At 72.3% G+C, this 22,599-nt stretch carries 10 protein-coding genes; 6 read left to right on the plus strand and 4 right to left on the minus strand.

The window, feature by feature from the left end; genetic code table 11:
• The 3 genes from F4553_RS37700 to F4553_RS37710 all read left to right on the plus strand — a co-directional run bounded on the left by F4553_RS37700 (window position 1) and on the right by F4553_RS37710 (window position 13,216).
• Window positions 1-11,076, plus strand: coding sequence for an OTU domain-containing protein (locus F4553_RS37700; protein ID WP_184846142.1), 11,076 nt, complete (start codon window positions 1-3; stop codon window positions 11,074-11,076).
• 125 nt (window positions 11,077-11,201) lie between these two features.
• Complete coding sequence (locus F4553_RS37705) at window positions 11,202-11,711, plus strand: sigma-70 family RNA polymerase sigma factor (protein ID WP_184846144.1); 510 nt, start codon at window positions 11,202-11,204, stop codon at window positions 11,709-11,711.
• A 65-nt stretch (window positions 11,712-11,776) separates the two neighbouring features.
• Window positions 11,777-13,216, plus strand: coding sequence for an alpha/beta hydrolase family protein (locus F4553_RS37710; RefSeq protein WP_184846146.1), 1,440 nt, complete (start codon window positions 11,777-11,779; stop codon window positions 13,214-13,216).
• Here the strand turns inward: F4553_RS37710 and F4553_RS37715 are convergent.
• Window positions 13,190-13,792, minus strand: coding sequence for a TetR/AcrR family transcriptional regulator (locus tag F4553_RS37715; RefSeq protein ID WP_184846149.1), 603 nt, complete (start codon window positions 13,790-13,792; stop codon window positions 13,190-13,192). The two genes, F4553_RS37710 and F4553_RS37715, sit on opposite strands and share 27 nt — an antisense overlap.
• A gap of 103 nt (window positions 13,793-13,895) precedes the next feature.
• Here F4553_RS37715 and F4553_RS37720 point away from each other — a divergent pair, with 103 nt between their 5' ends.
• Window positions 13,896-14,918, plus strand: coding sequence for a glycoside hydrolase family 113 protein (locus F4553_RS37720; protein WP_184846151.1), 1,023 nt, complete (start codon window positions 13,896-13,898; stop codon window positions 14,916-14,918).
• On the opposite strand, the gene F4553_RS37725 is transcribed toward F4553_RS37720, so the two are convergent.
• A complete protein-coding gene (locus F4553_RS37725) occupies window positions 14,915-16,033 on the minus strand; it encodes a hypothetical protein (protein ID WP_184846153.1) in 1,119 nt (372 codons plus the stop codon). The two genes, F4553_RS37720 and F4553_RS37725, sit on opposite strands and share 4 nt — an antisense overlap.
• 130 nt (window positions 16,034-16,163) lie before the next feature.
• Between F4553_RS37725 and F4553_RS37730 the strand changes: the two genes are divergently transcribed.
• Entirely contained in the window at window positions 16,164-17,102 is a 939-nt protein-coding gene (locus F4553_RS37730; protein ID WP_184846156.1) for a hypothetical protein, read from the plus strand.
• Between the two features lie 131 nt (window positions 17,103-17,233).
• The gene (locus F4553_RS37735; RefSeq protein WP_184846158.1) at window positions 17,234-21,163 is read left to right on the plus strand and encodes a substrate-binding domain-containing protein; all 3,930 of its coding nucleotides are present in this window, start codon (window positions 17,234-17,236) and stop codon (window positions 21,161-21,163) included.
• Window positions 21,164-21,169: 6 nt separating this feature from the next.
• Here the strand turns inward: F4553_RS37735 and F4553_RS37740 are convergent, their stop codons facing one another.
• Window positions 21,170-21,880, minus strand: coding sequence for a toll/interleukin-1 receptor domain-containing protein (locus F4553_RS37740; protein ID WP_184846160.1), 711 nt, complete (start codon window positions 21,878-21,880; stop codon window positions 21,170-21,172).
• Window positions 21,881-21,942: 62 nt separating this feature from the next.
• Window positions 21,943-22,599: an NAD(P)-dependent oxidoreductase gene (locus F4553_RS37745; RefSeq protein ID WP_184846162.1), complete on the minus strand. Its 657-nt coding sequence runs from the start codon at window positions 22,597-22,599 to the stop codon at window positions 21,943-21,945.

The raw sequence follows: 22,599 nt of genomic DNA on the forward strand, positions 1-22,599 counted from the left end.
ATGTCGATCGCAGGTCCACCCGACGGTCTCAAGTGGCTGAGCTACGTCCTCGTCGGTGAGAACTGGCCGGAGGGCGACGAGGACGGCATGCGCGCGCTCGCGGCGGCGTGGCGGCAGCTCGGCAAGGACCTCGGGCCGCTGGAGGCGCAGCTCAACCAGGTGGTCAACACGCTGGTCGCGTCCGGCCAGGGACCGGCGCTGGACGCGGCGCGGCAATTCCTGGAGCAGATCAGCGGCGGTTCCAACGCGGTGCTGCCCAAGGTGTTCGAGTCGATCGACGGCGTCGCCGAGGGAGCCGAGAAGGTCGCCCTGGAGATCGAGTACACCAAGCTGATGATCATATTCATGGCCGCCTATCTGGCGATCCTGCTGGTCAAGCTGGCCTACGTCACCATCATGACCTGGGGTGCGGGGACGGCGCCCATCGTCGCACTGATCGAGACGGTCAAGCAGATGGCGCTGCGCCTGCTCAAGCAGCTCGCGCTCGCCATCATCAAGGGCGTCATCTTCATGGAGGTGCTGAACTTCGCGGTCCAGGCCTACCAGGCGCTCATCCTCAAGACCCGGCACGGCGTCGACTGGGACAAGACCCGCGACATGGCGCTGATCGGCGCGATCGGCGGCGTCCTCGGCTGGGCGCTCGGCTTCCTGCGCCACATCAAGATCCCGAAGTTCCAGCTCGGCACCGTCAAGTTCAAGGGCTTCGACACCTACAACATGGGCCTGGGCCGGGGCTCGGTCCGGGACTTCATCTTCTCCGCCTTCAAGAACTCCCAGGCCGAGGGCATCCCGGAGCTGATCGCCGGTGCCATCCACGAGGCCGGCGGCCCCGACTCCGGCATCCGCGCCGACTACGCGGGCGGTGTCATCTCCGGTGCCATCGAGGGCGTGGTCGAGCACGCGATCAAGGTCCGCGGCGGCCGCTACGCGCTGTTCAACTCCGGCCTCACCAATTTCCTCAACCACAAGCTCGTCTTCGACCTGCACTTCCCGGTGGCACCGCCGGTGCTGGACCTCGGCGCGACCGACCCCGGTCTCGCCGACCCGAAGCCGTCGCCCGGATCGTCGACCGACGACCTGACGATCGCGAAGAGCTCGCCCGACTCCTCCACCGACGACCTCACCCTGAGCGGCACGACCGTCGTCGCCCTGGTGGGCACCGGCAACGGCACCGGCGCCGTGCCCGCTTTGGCCGCACTCAAGGTCGGACCCGGCGCCCCGGCCCCCGTCCCAGGTGCGTCGTCGTCGCCGACCGCGACCGGCCGCTTCACCGAGAACCGGCCCGACGCACCCGTCCGGTCCATCGACAACACCACCGCCGACCAGGGGAGACTGTCGCGGGCCGCCTACTACCGCGAGCACAGCGAGGCCGACCTCGACCACTTCTCGCGCAATCTCGACCAGGTCCTCGACACCCTGGACCTGCCCGCCGACGTGCGCGAGCACATGCACGAGCACTGGCTGGACCAGGCCCGGCAGGTCCACGACGACACCTACGCCCCGCTGCTGCTCGCCGAGGACCCGATCACCGGCCAGCCGATGTGGCAGGGCACCCCGGAGCACCTCACCGCCCGGCTCGACGCGATGGACCGCGCCTGGGACGGCTTCCTCGGCCAGGTCGACCTCACCGCCCAGCTCTCCACCACCGTCTCCGACACCGTCTGGTCCGGGGTCACCCTGGTCCAGGGTGTCGTGCAGGCCAACGTGGAGAGCCTGATCGAGGAGTGGACCGCCGCGCACCCCGACACCGCGCTCCCGGTGGCCGAGATCTACGGCATGCGGGACCGGTTCGTCGCCCAGGCCCGCGTCGACCTGCTCACCGAGATCACGACCACCGCCGCCGGGCTCCCGCTGCCGGAGGCCGTCGTCCGCAAGCTCGCCACCGACCACGTCACCGACCGGGTACCGCTCCTGCCGCAGCAGGTCCGCGACGCCTTCACCCGGCTCGTCGAGCGCGGGACCGGCGGCGCCGAGGTCCCGATCGACCAGGTCTTCGCCGCTCCGACCACGACACCCGCGCCGACCCTGGCGCCGGTGGCCGCGACGGCTGCACCGAGCCCGGCCGCCCCACCGGAGCAGCTCCGGGCGCAGGCCGCCACCGCCCGTCCCGAGCCGCCGGCCCGGTCGCCGGTCCGGCCCGCAGCCGCCGCCGCGCTCCCCGTCACCTCCGGCCGATACCTTCCGGGTACGCTGACCGCCGCCACCGCCGAGCTCGAGACCGCAGCCGCCCTGCCGAGGTTCTCCTCGACGCACCCGGCCGGCGACTGGTTCACGGTCACGGCGCACCTCGACCGCGCCACCGGCGGCATCCGGCTGGGCGACCGGGTGCTGACGGCCGAGGCGTTCGCCGCCGAGGTCCGCACCTGGCCGGAGTGGCGGGGCCGCCCGATCATCCTCGTCGTCTGCGGCGCCGCGCGGGCCGACACCGCCGCCCGGATCCGCGACGGGCTCGGCGTGGACGTCATCGCGGCCGACGCCGACGTCTGGTCCAGCACCGGCGGCCGGGTGTTCGCCGGTGCGTTCACGGTCACCGCCGCCGGTCTGAGCAAGGTCTACGAGGCGGGTGCCGCCTGGCAGCACTACACCGCCGAGACCGGCTCGGCGCCCGTCGCCCTCACCGCGGAGCTCGCCGAGTCGGTGGACCTGGCCAACCGGGGTGTGCCGGAACCCGCCACGCCACCGGTCGCCCGCCGGCACTGGACCGAGCGGTTCTCGCGGAGCCGCCGGATCAGCGGCGACCTGGCGAGCCGCGCCGTCACGGTCCGGCACGCGCTCGAACCCGGCACCGTCCTGCCGGGCACCTGGACGAGCTGGGAGGGCGGCCGCTACGGCCCGGTCACGATCAGGCGGATCCTGCCCGCCGGTGACAAGCGCAAGGGCGTGTCGGTCCTGACGACGGCCGACGGGCGGGCCGGTCTGCTCTTCGTCGGCACCGAGCTGACCGACGTACCGGTGCCGGACCAGGAGCTGCTGGAGCTGAGGCACTCCATCCTGCCGCCGCGTACCGGCCAGCTCACGCTGCACCTGACGCGGGAGGCCCTCGACGCGCTGCCCAAGGGTGAGCTGGAGATGGCGGTCGCCCGGATACCCGACGCCGCGGGCAAGAAGCAGGTCCTGGAGCTCGCCGCGCTCCGGGAGGCCCTTCCGCTCGGCCGCTTCTGGGAGCACCGGTCGAAGCTGTCGACGAAGACCGAGCAGATCTTCGACATCGACTCCATGCGCAAGGCCCTCAACACCCGGGCCACCGCGGCCTACCAGCGGTGGCGCTCGACCCTGCCGCTGATGAACATGCGGCCCGACGGGGACTGCTTCTTCCACGCGGTGATCGAGAAGTTCGGGCCGCAGATCCAGGCCGTGACCGGTCGGCCGCCCACCGTCGCCGACGTCCGCCAGGCCTTGGCCCGGCACGTGGCGGCAGACCTCGCCCGGGGTCCCGACTCCGTCTACCGGCCGTTCCTGCGCGCCGCCAGTGGGGTGAGCGACGAGGCGCTGGTGCGGCACATCCGCACGATGGGCCGCTGGGCCAACGAGGCCGGGGACATCGTGCCGCAGGCGTTCGGCCTGATGTTCGACATCCACCTCACGGTCCTGGGCCCGGCCGGGCCGATGTCCGTCGGCCCGGCGCAGCAGCCGGTCCAGGGGTACGCCTACTACTCCGGCAACCACTACAACCTCGTGGAGACCGACGGCGACCTGCTCAGCGGGCGGGACCTCGCCGAGCGCATCCGCAACTCGCTGTGGACCGGCGAGGTGGCCTCCCTGCAGAGCGCGCCCGCACCGGAACCCAGCCGCATCGTCCCCCTCATCGACGCGACCGATGGCGCGCCCGGCCTGAGCGCGGTGGTCAGCGGCAGGTTCGCGGCCGTCTTCGAGACCTCGGGCGAGGGCAAGCCGCCCGATGCGGTCCTCGACGTCCTCGGGATGGAGCTGGCGAACGGGAGGCCCCGACCGGACGCGATCGAAATCCTGCGGGCGGGCCCGATGACCGACGACCGGCTGGACCAGGCGATCGTGGCGCTGCGGATGAAGCTGCCACCGGTCAGCCGGACCTTCCTCGACAACCTGCTCTACGAGTCGCCGCCGGTGACGCCTGCGACACCCGTGTCGCCCGTCCACGTCCTGCAGGGCCCGAGCCCGGACCCCGCCGTCGCGCAGACCCTGACGGAGCAGCTCGGCGGTCTGGCGGTCCGGGACCGGACGATGGTCGTGGCGCTCGCCGACGATGTCGCCGCGTCGGGATCGGTGGCGGCGCAGCTCGACCAGCTCATGATCGACGTCCCCGCCGATCGGCGGCACCTGATGGTCGTCACGTCGTCGTCGCGGCTGGCCCACACCGGCGTACGCGATGAGCTTCTCGCTTTTTCCCGCGAGCATCCCGGGATGCTCATCCTCACGCCGCAGTCGCTGGTGCAGCCGCCCGCCGATCCGCCGGACCCGCCCGACACCGCCGCACCCGCGACGGCCCGGCCCACCGCGAGCGTCCTGGCCGGACCCTGGTCGGAGGTGCACGCGGGCAAGGTGGAGCAGGCCATCGCCGGTGACCTCTCCACCGCCGGTGCCAACGAGCTGTTCCGCAAGCGCCTGAGCCCGTCCGGCCCGCCCGGGCCCGCCGCCTCGACCAGGTCGGGTCCCGCGACGATGGCCGACGTCGACTGGGCGTTGCGGATGCTCCCGCTGATCGCGGAGTACAAGACCCTCGCCGACAGGATCGCCGAGAAGCCGACCGCGAGCGCCGAGGACAAGGCCGCGGCGGGGAAGCTCGACCAGGCGCTCCGGCGGATGGTGCGGCGGAGCAACCGGGTGGGTGACCAGGTGCGGCAGGGCCGGTCGCTGGCCGAGCGGATCATCGCGATGACCGAGGCCGACCGCGCGGCGATGCGGACCTGGGTCGCCGAGCAGGTCCAGGCACCGGTGGCGAAGGGCGTCTCCGCCGACCGGCATGCCTGGCAGACCGCCTACTTCGTGGAGTACCCGGAGATCGCGTGGCTGAACCGGCACGGACGCGCGGAGCTGACCGAAGCCGATCTGCTGCCGCTGGCCCGCGACATCTTCGGCATGCTCGACGCCACGGGCGCGAGGCCCCGCTCGGCGTCCGACGCGAAGGCCAACCTGGCGACGCTGGACCGGTTCGCCACCGAACTGCGCCTCGGCGGGGAGCCGGTCACGGTTCGGAACCTGCACCGGCAGGAGGAGTTCGCGCGGCTCGGCAGGGAGCTGCCGGAACCCGCGCCGGCGCCCAGCCCGGCGTCGGATACGGAGGTGACCTACCCGCCGACCGCCCCTCCCCGCAGCATCGACGCCGTGATCACGGATGTCGTCGCGCATCAGCGTCTGGGTGCGCAGGCCACCGCGCGGCGGGTCGCCGAGCTGCGCGGGCTGGTGGAGCTCACGCGGCTGCCCGCCGCCGTGACCCCGCACCCGGTGGCGGCGTCGGCCCCGTCGACGGAGGCGACCCCGACCCCGCCCGACCAGTGGACCGAGGCGGAGGTCCGGTTGCTCGCCGGGGCCGTGCACCTGGCGCACCGGCGTTACCGCAAGAACAACCACGGGCACGGCCTGCCGGGTCCGATGACCCCGGCCCACCTGGAGACCCTGGTACGCCACAAGCTGGGCGAATCGGCGCCGTTCACCTGGGCGTCGCTGCGGATGATCGCCGACCCCGTCGCCAACGCCGCCCGGCACCGGCAGGCTGCCCGGAACCTGTCCAAGCGCATCAACCACACCAGCGTCGTCACCTGGGCGGCCGGCGGGGTGAAGCACACCTCGGCCTACCGGATGTCGTCGGCGTGGCGCAAGCGCCAGGCGAACCGCTACCTCGCCCAGCGGCCGGACACGCATGAGGCCCGCGTCGCGGAGCGCACCGCGCTGCTGGCGGTGATCCGCAACAGCTCCACCGCCGCCGACTGGCGGACGGTGCAGGTGGCCCCGGGCCGGACCGTCCAGGTCACCGACGAGCTCATCGACCATCTGGTGTGGACACGCCGGATCGCCTTCAGCGACGGCCGCTTCCGGAAATTCCAGGACGTCGGGGACTACTCGTCGATGTCGCTGCTGCTGCTCGGCTCCGGCGGCAGGCCGACCGGTGTGCAGCTCGTCCGCCTCGCCGAGATGGCCAACCGGGCCGCGCCGCTGAGCGAGCGCCTGCTCAAAGCGCGCATCGGTGCCGGGGGCGTCCGCCGCAGGCTCGGCGAGATCGCGATGGAGCGGTGGGAGAACGGCACGCCACCGGCGCGGACGGATCCCGGCGGAGACCACAGCGCCTACGTCACCGCCTTCCACTCGATCGCCACGGTGGAGAACGCCGACCTGCTGGCGGAGTGGCTCAACGGGCTCATCCCCGGCGGCGGCACGATCACGGCGAGCGAGGTCGAGCGAGCGCTGAAGGCCAACTTCGGCAAGGCGCTCGACGACGGCGCCGAGTTCATCGTCACCACCGGCGGCAAGACCTACGACGTGCGGATGTGGCCGGTGGCGCGGAGCCGCCCGGTGGTACGCAAGCCCTCGTCCTTCGTCGGCGGGCTGGAGAACCGCACCTACGCCTACGCGCTGCGCGGGCTGACCCGCAGCCGGGTCAAGGGCGGCTACGGCGAGGCCCAGGGCACCTACAAGTACGGCCCCAAGGGCGTCGCCACCGCGGAGGTGAGCCTCGCCGCCGGTGTCGGCCGGACGGCCGGGCACCGCAACGTCCGCAGCATGGCCGCGTCGGTCTACCAGTTCCTGCGGGCCAAGGAGGCACTGGGCGAGGTGGACCTGCCGGTCCGCTGGGAGGCGCGCATCGAAGAGCGCGGCGGCACGCACCGGTGGACCCACGCGGTCCTCAACGACCCGGAGGCGGCGCCGGAGACCCCGCTCGACGACGTGGTCAGCTATGCCGTACCGGACTTCATGCTGCCCTACACCGCCGACCAGGTGGTGGAGCTGAAGGACGAGGTCAGGGAGCTCTACGACCCCGACTACGGCAGCGCCGTCACGGCGATCGAGGACCGCGAGGACTTCCCGCTCTGGCGGCTGCCCTACGCGGTGACCCGGCTCAAGCTCGCCGACGCGGTGATGGCGGGCCTGCGGGGCAAGCTCAGCCGCGAGGACTACGCCTTCTGGAAACCGGTCGTGGAGGCGGAGCTCACCAACGACCAGCTCGCCAGCAAGCTCGCCAACATGCTGCGCCCTCCGTCGGAGGCCGAGTTCCAGCAGGTGGTCCGCATCGCGCTGCAGTCGCAGGGACGGCACCTGAGCCTCAGCCTGTCGCAGCCCGACGACCCGGTCGGCGGCGACCCGACGACGCCGATCACACACGTCGAGCGGATCAGCCAGATCAGCCGCAGCGGCGAGACCCGGTTCGACCGGATCGCCACGATGCTCGGCGGCACGGTGCACGGCCGCGACACCAACTGGATGCTCAAGGTCGCCGGCAGCGTCGCGGGCAAGTTCCTGCTGGATATCATCGGCATCCTGGCCAAGGCGACCTATACCCACCGGCGCAGCGGCCAGCTCCTGCACAACAACCGGGCCTGGATCACCCGGGCCGTCCGGCAGGTCGGGCCCGAGCAGGTCATGAAGATCGACTTCACCGTCAACCTGGACGTGCACCAGAGCCGCTCCGGCGACGGCGGCACCACGGTCGTCCCGCCCGCCGACGGCGTCAACGGCCCCACCCCCATCAGGGGGTACGCCCACGTGATGGTCAGCTACGACGCGCTCGACGCGAAGCTGCGACCCGACCCGGTGGCGGTACCCGACGACGCGGTGGCGCCGAAGACCCCGAAGACCCGGGTCGAGGCACAGCTCGTCGACAACAAATACCAGCAGGACAAGCTGGACGCCGCGCGGGCCGACCCCGATGTCCACTGGTGGAACATCGGCTCGGAGTACGGCCTGTCCCTGGACTTCCTGGAGACGCTGGACGGGCGCGACCGGCTCTACAACTCGATCGTGCCGGTGCTGGTCGCCCGGGGCTACCTCCCCGCCGAAGCGCTCGGCAAGGCGCCGCACAGCCCGTGGGAGCACCTGCGCACGCTGGACGTGACCGCCTTCCAGCTCAACCAGCCCGGCCAGGCCTACCGCAACTGGCGGGACCTGCTCGCCCAGGTGTCGCTGGAGGGCATCCAGGCCAGGTCCGACGACCTGCCCGGTGCCGGCAACGGCCAGCCCGGCATCACCATGCTCTTCCCGCACCCGACCGACCCCGCCGGCCCGTCCTTCACCCTCGGACTGTGGGCCGAGTTCGGCAGGGCCACCCACGCCGGCACCACGTCCTACCAGCTCCAGTACGGCCATACCAACGTCGACGCCCTGTCGGAGAAGAAGCTGCGCGGGCACGCCCTGGACCTGCTCGCGCAGGCCGGTTTCGAGAAGTTCCTCAAGTTCTTCCTCGGCTACCAGAAGACCTGGCAGGGGTCGGTCAAGGCGGGCCGGACCCAGTCCAACGCGCTCACCTCCGACACCGACGGGCAGCGCATGCCGAGCGCCCGCTACGACGTGGAGATGACGTGGCGCTGGATGGGCACGGTCGGCGAGACCCGGGTCGACATCCCGGTCCCGTCGACGGGCACCACCGCCCCGGCGACCTACCCGCCCGCCACCACGAAGACGGCCGGCATCCCCGGCCGGGCCAGCGTGCTGCAGCCGCTGGAACTCGCCGACCGGGGCACGTCGGGCCGGTCCGCGCCGCCGGAGATCCTCGACACCCAGCGGTCGGTGCTGCGGGAGATGAACACCTCCATCTACACCGTGCTCGGGGTCAGGGGCCTGGGCAAGCTGCAGGCAGACCTGATCAAGGGACCGAGCCGGCCCGCCAGCGCCGACGTCTGGCACAGCCTCAGCCCCAGCTACTACCGCACCCAGGCGCTGCGGGCGCTCGGCGGCAGCGCGACCGTGCCGATCGGCGAGCAGGAGTACCAGCTCATCGTCGAACCGGTCGGGCAGCCCGAGGTGCACAAGGTCTGGTTCCCCTACACCCAGCAGGTCCAGGAGGCCCAGGTCGGCGCCGAAGCCTTCGACGATCACGTCTCCATGGGCGGCACGGTCACCAACGTCGGCGCCAACACCGACAAGGTGACGACCGATGAAGGCGAGTCCGCGCTCGTCAACGGCGTCACGGTCGTCACCGAGGATCCCACCAGCTTCAAGGCCGGTGTCGAGGGCACCCGGACCGACCTGTCGGGCGACATCGAGGCCGCACTGCGGCTCGCCACCGAGGGCAGTTACCGGGGCGCCTTCCAGGACAAGGAGATGGCGATCGTGCGTACCAAGGTGCGCAACACGATGCTGCTGCCCGGCGGCGGGAAGGTGGTCGTCTACGGCGAGGTGCTGCTCAACGTGGTGCTCGCCGAGGTGCTCACCCACCGCGACGCGTTCGGGGACCCCTATCTCGCCCTCGCCGGGCACATCGACAAGCTGCTGCTGGAGGGCAAGCCGGTGCCGCCGCCGGTCGATACGTGGCGGACCTTCACCGGGCTGCAGACGCAGTGGCGGGCGCCGGCGAGCGTCGAGGACGGCAACTTCTGGCAGCCCATGTGGTCGCTGACCTTCCCCGGCCCCGATGACGGCCCGCACGCCGCCCGCCTGCGCGACACGTTGCAGGAGATGAGCGAGGTCTTCCACGACGAGGAGCTCGGCAACCAGATCGCACCGCTCGCCACCTGGGCCGGGACGCTGCTGCCGGAGATGCGCGACGGCGGCGCCGCGTGGCGGTTCTCCACCGCGAGCGGCGACTACGAACTCGCCGTCAAGGCGACCACGGTCGGACCGCCGCGCAACGGCCGGCCCAGCGCCACCGGCACGAAGCTCTACACCCGCGCCAACCAGTACACCGACGGGGCGACCGGTGCCGTCTCCGCCGTGACCACGACGGTCACCGTGCCCGCGTCGGGCACCGACGACGCGCACGGCGCCGCGGCCTCCGGGTCGAAGGCCACCACCGACCGCACCGAGGACACCCTGGTCCGTGCGACGAACCTGCTCTCCATGACCGGACTGCGGGCGAACAAGACCTACGACTTCGACCAGGCGGTCAGCTACGACATCGTGCTGAAGGAGATCACCACCCGCAGGAGCACACCCGTCAACCGTACGGTCACCCAGGACCACACCGCGACGGTCCCCGAGGAGGGCATGCGCCCGCACCACCGGCAGGAGCAGGTCTACGACTTCGGGCTGCGGCCGACGGTGCCCGGCGACGACTACCGGGTCCTCGGCGCGGTCGGGCTGGAGGCGATCTTCAACGCGGTCCGGGACATGGGCCGGAATCCGACCGCCGTCGCCGCCGAGGCGCCGAGCGCCGACCCGGTCGTGCCGGACCGGTTGACCTCGCGCTCGCTGCGGACGGCCCTGCCCACGATGCTGACCCCGGAGGGCGCCGGGTTCGGCTCCGTCGCCACGGCGTCGGACCTGATCACGGTCGGGCCGGACCGGCTGCGGGTGAAGGCCAAGTACGGCCAGGTCCGGCAGGTGTTCCGGATGGAGAAATCGGAGTTCGAGAGCTACAACCACCTGACCGACCAGGAGATCCAGGCCGTCACCGAGACCGAGCGCGTCTCCAAGGCCGTCTCGGCGGGGCCCAGCGGCAAGAGCAACCTCGAGCTCGGCGACGGGATGCACAGCCTCAGCGGCAAGTTCACCGCCTCCTATGACACGGCGCGCTCCCGGGTCCAGGCCATCCAGGACTGGATCGAGAAACGGGCCTGGCTGCGGACGAACAGCTCGGTCTACTTCGTCTACTCCACGGTCGACTACGAGGTGGAGGTCTACGACCGGGGCGGCAGACCCACCACCGTCCACGTCACCGGCACGATCGAGATCGTGGTCACCGAGGCGGGCGCGCTCGCCATGGGAGTGCCGCAGGACGTGCTCACCGGGCTCGCGACCAAGACGACGAAGCACACCGACGCGGCGGAGACCACCGACGCCACGGAACTCGCGCTCGTCAAGGCCTTCCAGGAGGCGGTCGAGGCGCTGGAGCAGATCGGTGTCACGACCGTGGACCACTACACCGTCGGCGACGGTACGCCGTTGGAAGACATCACCGTCCCGCCGGTCAGGAGCAAGGACATCGCGTCGATCCTGCGCGGGGAGTGGTGACCATTCACCGGCACCGGGTGCGCGTCCGGCGCACGGTGGGGTCCTTCCGGCGCAGTGCAAGGGTTTTCCAGGGTTCGACCCGGGTGGGATCTCCTGAGAGTGGGGCGCAGGAGGTACGCATTTACATGATTGCCAACGACTGCCGCCCCGCCCGCGCCGCGACGCTGGAGGAGCTCTACCGGACCAACGCGGGCTCGCTCTACGCGTACTCGCTGAAGCTGACCCTCGGCGACGTGTCGCGCGCGGAGGACCTGGTCCAGGAGACGATGATGCGGGCCTGGGAGCACATCGACGAGCTCGACGTGACCCGTTCCGCGGCCCGGCCGTGGCTGTTCACCGTCGCCCGCCGCCTCATGATCGACAACTTGCGTGCCCGCGCGGCCCGTCCCGTCGAGGTCGGCGGCGAGCACCTCGACGGCTGGTCGGCGGTGCACGACGACACCGAGGCCGCGCTCACCCGGATGACGGTCCGCAGCGTCATGGCGGAGCTGCCGGGCCACCACCGTGACGTGCTCGCCCATCTCTACCTCGCCGAGCGCACCACCGAGGAGACCGCGCAGGCGCTCGGCATCCCGGCGGGAACGGTCAAGTCCCGGGCGCACCACGCCCTGCGCCGGGCCCGCCGGGCGCTGTAGTCGTCGCTCCGATCCGACAGCATCTCCACCCCTGGTTGGATTCACATGGGACCGATGCTGTTTTGATGACGATCATGATTGAAGGCACCTGGATCGGCCGGACACCCGCCGGCACCGTCATCGCCCGGCCCGCCGGTGACCACCTCGCCGTCGACCGCCCCGCGCTGGGCGAGTTCCGCCAGGCCTACCCGCTGCGGCTCGACGACGGGGCGCCGGTCGTCGACGGGGTGACCCTGACCCGGATGGCCGACGCCGCCGACGCCGTCACCGCAGCCTGCGGGTGGTACGGCAGGGATCGCGACATCCTGCTGGCCCAGGTCGCCGAGGCCTACTGGGGCGAGCCGATGGTCCTGGTCGGCGCGGGCAGCTGGGCGCAGCGGGCATATCCGGTGGCGCCGGACCGGCTGCTCGCCGACGACGGCACCGAGATCGTCCTGCAGGACGGCACGCTGGGGCTGCCGACGGGGCCGATCGCCCGGGCGCTGCGCGAGGAGCGGGTCGCCTTCACCGCCGGTGCCGCGGAGCTGGCCGGCACGGTGGTCTGGCCGGACGGACCGGGGCCGCACCCGGCCGCCGTCTTCGTGCACGGCGCCGCCGGCGGGCAGCGCGACTTCTGCCGCCTGTTCGTCGCGCCGCTGCTCGCCGCGGGGGTCGCCGTCCTGATCTATGACAAGCCCGGGCACGGCGCCTCCGGCGGACCGGCCGATCCCTCCATCTACGACCAGGCCGATGCCGCCTCGGCCGCGCTGGACCACCTGCTGACGATGCCGCAGGTGGACCCGGCGCGGGTCGGGCTCAGCGGGTTCAGCAACGGCATGTGGTCCGTGCCGATCGTCGCGGCGAGGCGCGCTGACGTCGCCTTCGTCGTGGGGGCCGGGTCGCCCGGGGTGTCGATGGCCGCGTCCGAGGTGCACCGCCGCACCAAGACCCTGCGCGACGCCGGTGTCTCCGAGGCGACGGCGGCAGCCGCCGGGCGGGCCTGGGCCAACCTGTTCGCCATCGTCGCCGCGGGTCAGTCCACGTCGGAGACGTTGGGCGGCCTGGAGGAGGCGCTCGCCGCACTCGGCGCCGCCACCGACCTCGACCGTTACGAGGTGCCGGTCTTCGCGCAGGACAACCCGATGCTCTCGCCGATCCCGCCGCTGATGCCCGCGTCGGACCTGGCCGCCATGGCGAGCGCCGCGCACGATCCCCAGCTCGGCCACGACCCGGCGGCCGACTACCGCGCCATCGGCTGCCCGGTGTTCCTGCAGTACGGCTCCGACGACACCAGCGTGCCCGTGGACGAGTCGGTCGCGCGGATCGAGCAGGCCTGCCACGAAGCGGGCGTACCCGCCTGGATCGAGGTCTATCCGGGGTTGGAGCACATGCTCAACGTGCTGCCGGGCGGGGTCACCGGACTGTCCCGTGAGGACGTCATGTACCAGTTCCACGGCTTCAGCTTCGGTCCCGACCTGACGGCCTGGCTGCGGCAGCTGCTAGGGCTGGGCGCCCCGGCCGCGTAGCAGCGGCAGGTAAACCTCGTCGATGATCTCGACGAGCACGTCGTCGGAGACCGTGGGCGTGCCGCGCGCCACGTACTCGTTGCGCAGCAGGGCGATGGGGACCGTGGCGACCCTCGGGTGCAGGGCTTCGGGGCGGAGCTCCCCCCGGGCCACGGCCCGGCCCAGCACCGTCAGCCACATGCCGGACCCGGCGTCGCCGGCCCGTTCCTGGATGAGCGTCAGGAGCTCGGGGTCGTCGGCGACGCCGGCCAGCAGGCTGCGCAGGATCGCACCGATGGGCGAGGTCCAGGTGCTGTTGGCGAGGCGGAGCAGGGCCAGCGTGTCGCCGCGCAGGTCACCGGTGTCCGGCGGCTGCGCGGTGGCGACCGCCAGCTGCCGGTACGCCGCCACGGCGAGCGCGGCCCGGTGCGGCCAGCGGCGGTAGATCGCGTTCTTGTTGGTCCCGGCGCGCTGGGCGACCCGGTCGATCGTCAGGCCCGCGTAGCCCGATTCGACCAGCTCGTCTGCCGCCGCCCGCAGGATCGCCTGCTCCAGCGCCGCCCCGCGCCGCCTCGTCGGTGCCGCCTCGCCAACCATCCGCACTCCCTGATGCCGGTACGTGCCGTACCTTATCGCACCGCCTTGTGCGAGCGGCGATCTCGTCTTAGGGTACGTCTAGTACCTTAATGAGAGGCGCATCATGCGAGCCAAGGGCATCACCTACGACACCGGCTTCATCCCGACCGGGCGGACGGGGCTCAGCACCCACGAGCCGTTCGACCCGGCGATCGTCGAGCGCGAGATGCGCATCATCCGCGACGACCTGCACTGCGCGGCCGTCCGCATCACCGGCGGTGACCCCGAGCGGCTGGAGCTCACCGCCGGGTTCGCCGCCGACGCCGGCCTCGAAGTGTGGTTCTCGCCGTTCACCTGCGACCTCACCACCGACGACCTGCTCGATCTCCTCGCCGACTGCGCCGACCGGGCCGAACGGCTGCGCCGCCGGGGCGCCGAGGTCGTCTTCGTCACCGGTGGCGAGCTGACACTGTGCACGATCGGGTTCCTGCCCGGTGCCACGATCCACGACCGGCTCGCCCTGCTCCAGCAGCCGCACCTGGTGCGCGAGGCGATGGCCGGGGTCCCCGCCCGCCTCAACGACTTCCTCGGCCGGGCCGTCCGGGTGGTCCGGGACCGGTTCGGCGGTCCGGTCACCTATGCCGCGCTGCCGACCGAGCGGGTCGACTGGACGCCCTTCGACTTCGTCGCCGCCGACGCCTACCGATCGATCGAGGTCGCCGACGGCTACGCCGACGCCATCCGCACCCTCGTCGCGCAGGGAAAGCCCGTCGCCGTCACCGAGTTCGGATGCACCACCCATGCCGGTGCGGCGGACCTCGGCGGACGCGGCGGCTTCATGGTCGAGTGGCTCAGCGTCAGCGAGGGCCGGCTCGTGGCCCCCTATCTCCGCGACGAGACCGAACAGGTCGGCTACCTGCGGGAACTGCTGGAGATCTTCACCGCCGAGGGTGTCGACACCGCGTTCTGGTGCACCTTCTCCTGCCACCACCTGCCGCACCGCGCCGACCCCGCCGAGGACCTCGACCTCGCCTCCTACGGGGTGGTCAAGGTCCTCGAAGGACGCACCGGCGAGGCCTATCCCGGGATGCCGTGGGAGCCGAAGGCCGCCTTCGCGGCCATGGCCGAGGCCTACCGGACCGCCTAGGCGGCCACCGCGAGGTGCCACGCGGTCAGCTCCACCGCACCGGCGGTCCCGGTCGCGGCGGCGACGAAACCGGCATGCGCGGGCCCCTTCCCCAGCACGGCGGCGAGCCCGACCGTCGCGGTCAGCAGCGCCTCGGCGGGCTTCTGCGCCCCCGCCGAGACGAAGACCCGCAGGCTCCGGCTCCCCGCCAGGTAGTCGACCCACACCACCACCGAACTGCCGCCCAGGTCCGCGTCCGGGCGGGCGCGGGCGAGCACGGTCGCCCGCCGGGCCGCGTCGACGGTGCTCACGCTCACCTCGCCCGCCCGCAGCTCGACCTGCAACCGGGGGCCGAGCGCCGCCAGCGCGCTCCCCGCCGTCGCGACAGGCCTGGTGTGCAGGACGAACGCGACCGATGAGGCCGGATCGGTCGCGGCGTAACGGAAGGCGGTGTTCATCGACGAAGCCGGGTTGATCGCGAACGCCGACCACACCGCGCCGGTCTCCTTCGCGGTGCCGACCAGGCGGATCGTGGTCCCGGTCGGTGCCGCCGCCCCGGTCACGGCGAGCCCGGTCGGGTCGGCGAAGGTGGCGTAGCCGATCGGGACACCGGGCAGCGGCACCGCCGACGGCGGCGGCCCGGCGGCGGTCGCGGTGGTGCTCGGCCGCACGGGCGGCGGGCCCGCGGCGATCAGGTCCGGCACCCTCGTCACGATCAGCCACGCGGCGGCGGCGGTCACGGCCAGGACCGCGACCGGCGAGAGCCACCGCCACGACATCGGCCGTCGCGGCCGCCGCACCCGGACAACCTCCGGGGGTACGCCCACCGGCGCCGACGGCTGCGCCACGGGCCTGGTCGACGGCGCGGCAACGGCGGGTACGGGCGAGGCGGGCCGGGAGAGGGGGAGCGTGACGGTCGTCGTACCCGGCGATGGTTGGCGCTCCGGGACCGGCGCGACCGGCGCGACTGCCGGGACCGGCCTGCCGTCGGGGGCGCCCGGCGGTCGCTCCTCGACCGGCGGCGATGGTTCGGGGCCCACCTGGTCCGGCGCGTCGCGGGGAGCCTGGAACCAGACCGAGCGCAGCGGCCAGAGCTCCTCGGAGTCCGATGAGGACGGAGAGGCCGATCGCGCCATGGACGGCTCCTGTCTAGCGATGCCCGACTGCTACCGACATTACGCAGCAGCGTCCGGCAAGGTTCACCGCGACGGTGAACCCGTGCCCCCGCCGATCCGTAGTGGTCGGAGACGGAGGAAGGTCTTGCAGATGAGCGATGACGATCGGCGCAGGTCAGGGTCGCAGGAGTTCGACGAGGGCTGGGCCGAGCCGGGCGAGGAGCCGGGCCTGTGGCGGCGGGTCACCCGCGACGGGATCCAGCGCGTCTCCACCCGGTGGATGATCGTGCTGTGCGCCACGGTGCTGGTCATCCTCACCGGCGTGGTGCTCGGCAACCAGGCGCGGCAGGACGCGAGGACGCCGCAGGGCATGGCGGTGACCGACCAGCCGCTCGCGGACCTGGGGATCGAGTTCTCGCCCATCGCGGCCGACCCGACCGCCGTGGTCGCCGTCACCGACAGCCCGGCTCCCGGCGCCACGTCGCCCGCACCGGTCACGCCGACCTCCGCCGCGGCCAAGCCCTCGCCCGCGGTGTCGCCCTCGGCCAGGCCGCCGTCGCCGAAGCCGTCCCCGGCACCGCCGAAGGTGACGTTCCAGGCGGTGGGCGGCTACGGCTGCTCGACGGCGAACACCGGCTACTACGCGCACGACCGCGACCCGGGGGCGGGCTGGGGGGCCTCGGACCACGGCGGTTGGGGCTCCAACGGCTGCTCGGGGACGTTCGACTCGATGCCGATGTCGGGCAGCGACACCGTCGAGGACCCGACCCAGTACGCCGACTGGTCCTTCACCGTGGGATCCGCCAGCAGGAGTTGCGACCTGTCGACCTACGTGCCGGTCTACGGCGGGGACGCCAAACGGGCCGGGGGCAATCCCGCCCAGTACCGCGTCGGCGACGGCCAGGGCTCCTCGTCGAAGGGGACCTTCACGGTCGACCAGCCCGCCAACGGAGGGCGGTGGATCTCCATCAAGACCTACCCGGTCAGCGGGGGGAAGCTGTGGATCCGCGTCCTGAACCGGGGGATCGACTGGGGCGCCCGCGAGGGCTACCGGATCGGGCTCGCCCAGTTCAAGGTCGTCTGCCACTGACCGGGTCGGCGGATCAGTCCGATCGGACCCGCGTAAAGCTTGAAGATTGTCGATGATCGGCGAGTTGAGAGGATTGTCGAAAACCTGGGATCATGACCCTCCGGTGCGGAGTGAACGGATTGCGGTGAGGCATGCGGGGGGCACTCCGGCGGCGGCTCTGGCTGCTCGCGGCGCTGTTCGTCGCGCTGGTCTCGGCGGGCGCCCTGGCCTGGTGGACCCTGTTCCTGAGCGGGCAGGACCGCGCCGCCGCCGACAACTGGTCGAGCATCGCCTCCGCTCCGGCGGCCTTCGCCAGCCTCCTGCTGGGCGTGCTGGCGATCATGGTGCGACAGGGACTGCGTTCGGGCCGGACCGATGAGCCGTCACCGGTCGAGGCGCTCCGCGACCTCGTTCGCGTGGCCTGGGCGGCCGAGGTGGTGTCCCAGCAGGTCTTCCTGCCGCGCCCGCTGCGGCTGCGCTGGCGATCGGCGACAGCGCCCGGCGTCCAGGCGGGCATCGCCGCGCCGTCCGACTCGGGTGACGGCGCGGTCAGCGGCTCGCTCGGCCCCGAGCCGGACCTCGGCCGGCAGGCGGCCTGGCAGCTCGTGCGCGCCTTCGAGGACGGGGGACTGCGGCAGCTGGTCGTGCTCGGCGAGGCCGGTGCCGGCAAGAGCACCCTGGCGCACCTGTTCGTGGTCGCCTCCGTGGCCGACGCCGGAGCCGACTCGGCCGTCGCGGTGCTGCTGCCGATAGCGGCGTGGGTGCCGGCCGAGTCCGATGGCCGGGGCCTGGGCGACACCATCGAGGAGTGGATCGCGGCACGGATCCGCGACGACCATCCGCAGATCACCCCCGATCAAGCCGACTGGCTGGTCCGGCACCACCAGGTCATCGCGGTCCTGGACGGGCTGGACGAGCTGCCGGTGCCGCTGCAGGGCAGGGCGCTGGGCCACCTGGAGCGGGCCGCCGCCGCCGGGCTGCGCATGGTGGTGACGTGCCGCAGCCAGGAGTACGCCGCGATCGTCGCGGCCGTGGGCGTCCTGCCGCAGGCGGTGATCGTCGAGGTCGAGCCGGTGTCGCTCGACGACGCCGTCGCCTACCTCACCGAGCGCGAGGCCGTCGGCAGTTCCCGGTGGCAGGCGCTGACCGCGACGATGACCGCCGATCCCGGCGGAGCGCTGGCCCAGGCCCTCTCCACCCCGCTGATGATCTCGCTGACCAGGCAGGTCTATCAGCGGCCCGGCACCGATCCCGGCGAACTGGCCGCGCTGAGCACCGGGAACGAGATCCACCAGCGGATCCTGGGCAGGTTCCTCCCGGCCGTCTACGGCGACCGCTCGCCGGTGGTCGCGAGGTGGCTCGCCCACCTGGTCCCGCGGTTGCAGGCCTTTCCGCGAGATCCCCACCTGGCCTGGTGGCGGCTGGCGAAATCGTTGCCCAAACCGCTGCTCGCCATCCTGGTGGCGGTGCAGATGCTGGTCCTGAGCATGCTGCTGTGCTTCGGCATCGACGCGGCTTTCACCGCCACCCCCGAACCGGGGTCGGCGCTGCTGGCCGGAGCCGTCTACGGCACGCTCCTCGGACTCGTCGCCGGGCTGCAGACGGCCCGCGCGGTGCATGCTCAGGACGAGCCGCCGCGGCGGCTGCCGCGCCTGCGGGCCGGCCTGCGAGCGGTCCGGGACGTCTACTTCGTCGCCGGTGCGCTGTCGGTGATCAGTGCGCTGGTGCTGCTCGTCGGGCTCTGGCTGGATGAGGACTACGCGCGCCAGGCGAGCATCTCCATCGCCTATCTCCTCAGCGGACCCGGACATGTGGACCGCGATGTCGTCCTGTCCATCCTGCTCACCGTGATCGGTGTGATCACGGTGCTGATGACGGCGAGCTGGCTCGGCGGCGGCCAGCCGGGCATCCCGCACCGCACCGCACCCCGGCTGCGCAGCCTGCCCCGGCAACTCGCCGCCGGACTGGGGATCGGACTGCTGCTGGGGCTGCCGTGGGCCGCGGCAGGCGAGCTCACCGCCGCCGGTGTGATCAACGTGTTCGAGGCGGACGTCGGTCGGGGAGTCGCCGCCGGAGCCGCCGTCTACGTCGGAATCCTGGTCGGGCTGGTGCGGTGGCTGCGAGCTCCGGTGCCGCCGCAGGAGCTCCTCACCCCGGACGCCGCCCTGCGCAGCGACCGGACCGCACTGCTGCTCGCCACCGTCGGCGGGGCCGCCACCGCCGCCCTGATCACCGCGGCCATGTACCGCATCTACGGCGGATCATGGAGCCACCCCGCTGCGTGTCTCCTCGTCGGAGCGGCGAGCGGGCTGCTCGTCTTCTACGGCTCCGGCTCGGCCTGGCTCGCCTTCACCACCGCGCGGATCTGGCTGGCGGTGTGCCGACGCCTGCCCGCACGCCTGCCGAGGTTCCTGCGGCACGCCCACGCCGCGGGGGTCCTGCGCCATGCCGGAGCGTTCTACCAGGTCCGACACGAGCTGATCCGTGCCTACCTGCCCGTCGAGAGCCGGTCCGCTCGATCGGACCGCTCCGCATCACGGCTGCGCAGCGCCCTGTCCGCCGGTGCCGTACGCAGATGGGCACCGCTGATCGCCGGTGCGGTGGCGCTGAGCATGCTGCCGGTGACGGCCATCGGCATCGACCCGCGACCGGGCACCGGAGTCCTCCGCCTGCTCGTCAGCGGCGGCACCGCGGCGGGACTGCAGTCGATCCTCCGAGACGCGGATCTGGCCACCGGCGTACACGTGGTGGTCAGCGAACTCAGCACCGTCGGCATCGCCGAGTCGGTCGCCAGCGGCGACATCGGGCGCTACGACGCGCTGCTCGTCGCCTCCCGGCACGCCTTCACCCCGCCGTCCCTGGCCCAGGCGCCGTCGGTGTCCACAGCCAGATCGCCGATCGTCGTCGGGGTCCGCCCCGCGGTGGCGGCACGGTTGGGCTGGAATGCGAAGACCCCCACCTGGTCCGAGATCGGTGCCGCGATGGCGGACGGCAGCCTCGCCCTGGGGATGTCCAATCCGAGCACGTCCCTCGAGGGGACGCTGAGCCTGGCCTCGGTCGCCGCGCCGGCGGGCGGGACGGCCGTCACCGCGCAGCAGGAGCTCCTGCGCCGACTCGCTCTCGGCCGGGGAGTGGCGCCCTCGACGCGGTCCCTCGCCGACCGGTATTTCGACCCCGTCGGGCTGCCGGTGGACGGCCTCGTCGGGTACGAGTCCTCGCTCGTCACGGCCAATCTGACCCACCGCGACCGTGAGCAGCTCGCGCTGGTCTATCCCGCCGACGGGTCGATCGTCGCCGACTTCCCCCTGATCCTGCTCAACCCCGACTCCGTCGTCAGGCGCAACTACCACGCGCTCGCGGCCTACCTGCTGCGACCGGCGACCCAGGTCGAAGCCATGAGCCGGACCTACCGTCGGCCGGCGGTCCCCGGCCTGACCGGTCTCTCCTGGGCCGCCGACGACGGGCTGCTGACCACGGCGGCCTTTCCGCAGCCCGTGGTCATCAACGACCTGCTGGCCCGGTTCCGAGCCGCCCGGCTGCCGGCCAACACGATCTATGTCGTCGACACGTCGGGCTCGATGAACGAGAACGGCCGGCTCCGGTCCGCCGTCGGCGCGCTCGCCTCGGTCCCCTTCGGATCCGCCGACAGGATCGTGCTCCTGCCGTTCGCCGGCACCGTGGCACAACCCCGCTCCTTCGACCTGGCACAGGCCGGTCCGAGCGCCGTCGAGGCCTTCCGGCAGGAGCTCTCCAGGCTTGTCCCCCGGGGCAACACCGCCACCTACGACGCCCTGACCACCGCTTACGACATCGCGGAAGCGCTGCGCGCCGAGGCACCGGACCGGACCACCTCGATCGTGCTCATCACCGACGGAGTGCCGAGCACCGGCCGCACCTTCACCCAGTTCCGCAGCTCCTACCAGCTCCGCCACCTCAGCGGCGACATCCCCACCTTCACCGTCTACCTCGGCGGACCGGCGCCGCGGGAGCTGCGGGACCTCGCGGCTCTCACCTTCGGCCAGACCTTCGACAGCCCCGCCGGTGCGACGGCCGAGGTGCTCAGCCGGATCCGGGGTTGGTGACGGGCCTCATCCTTGACGGGTCCGGCGCCGGTGCCGGATTCGCCGGAGGTCGAAGAGCGTGAAGCCGAGCAGCGCCACGAACGGAATGGCGTAGAAGAGGTTGCCGAACAGGGCGCCGGTCCGTTCCGGCCAGCTGTCGGTGACAGTGGCGTGGATCGCCACGCCCTCCCCGCACGTGAAGAAGAGCACGCCGAGCCAGAGCAGGCCGCGGCCGACCCACGGCCACACGGATCTCCGCTGCGCGACGGCGGGCGGTGGGAGGGCCGACGACGGCGAACCGCCGAGCTCGTCTGCTGCTTCGCCGACCACGGCTGGTGTCGGCAGCTCGGTGCCGGGCGGGGGCGCGTTCCGGGGGAGCAGCCGCAGGTACTCGTCGGACGGCATGCGCCCGCCCTCGACGTCGTCGTACTGCACATCGCTGAGGCGGAAGAACCGGTCACCCCGCAGGAGCAGCGGCAGTATCGGCTTGCCTCGCAGCTCGGCCTGGTTGAGCTCCCGATTCACCCACTGTGACTCCTCAGCGGCGGGGCTCATCACCACGATCAGGACGCTGCAGGTGTCGATCTGCTCCTTGATCACCTCATGCCAGCGCGTGCCGGAGATGATCTCCTTGTCGTACCAGACGGGCACGCCCGCGCTGACGAGGTAGGCGGTCAGTTTCTCCACGTACGGACCATCATGTGCGTGGCTGTAGCTGATGAACACGTGGCCGGTCACGGGCGAACGGTACCGTCAGGCATCGATCAGGGTGCAGCCGCATCCGCGTTCGGACAGCGGAGTCAGTCGAAGATGGAGACGCGGGTGCGGTGGTGTCGCGGCGTCTCGATCTCGTCGACGATCGCGACCGCCAGGTCGGCGTAGGAGAGCGTCGATCCGGACGCGGTGTCGCCGCCGATGCGGTAGCGGCCGGTCCGCTGCCCGGCCGGGTCCAGCCCCGCCGGGGGAGTGAGCATGAGCCAGTCTACCTCGGTCTCGACGGTGCGGAGCCGCTCCAGGCCGGCGGTGTGCGCCAGCGCGAAGGACCGCAGCTCGCGGGGGAAGGCGGCCGGATCGTCGAGCACGAGCCCGCCGGTGCCGTCCCGCAGGTTGGCGAAGAGGCCGATGACGATCAGCCGGGGTACGCCCGCCCGCGCCATCGCCTGGCGGAGCGCATCGGCCGCCGTGACGAAGAACCGCTCGTCGAGCTGTCCGAGGTTGGCGAGTGCCTCCGGTCCCGAGGCGGGGCTGACCGCGTTGACGACGGCGTCATGGCCGTCCAGGCGCAGGTCCGGATCGGTGACGTCGCCCCGCTGGACGCGTACCCCCTGGGCTTGCAGACCGCTGTGCGCGGCCGGGTCCCGCACGATGGCGGTGACCAGGTGCCCGCGGTGGCGTGCCTCGGCGGTGACCGCCCGCCCGGCCCGGCCGCCTGCTCCAAAGATCGCGATGCTGCTCAT

Origin of the sequence: Allocatelliglobosispora scoriae (assembly GCF_014204945.1) — a bacterium.
GTDB classification, from domain to species: Bacteria; Actinomycetota; Actinomycetes; order Mycobacteriales; family Micromonosporaceae; genus Allocatelliglobosispora; species Allocatelliglobosispora scoriae.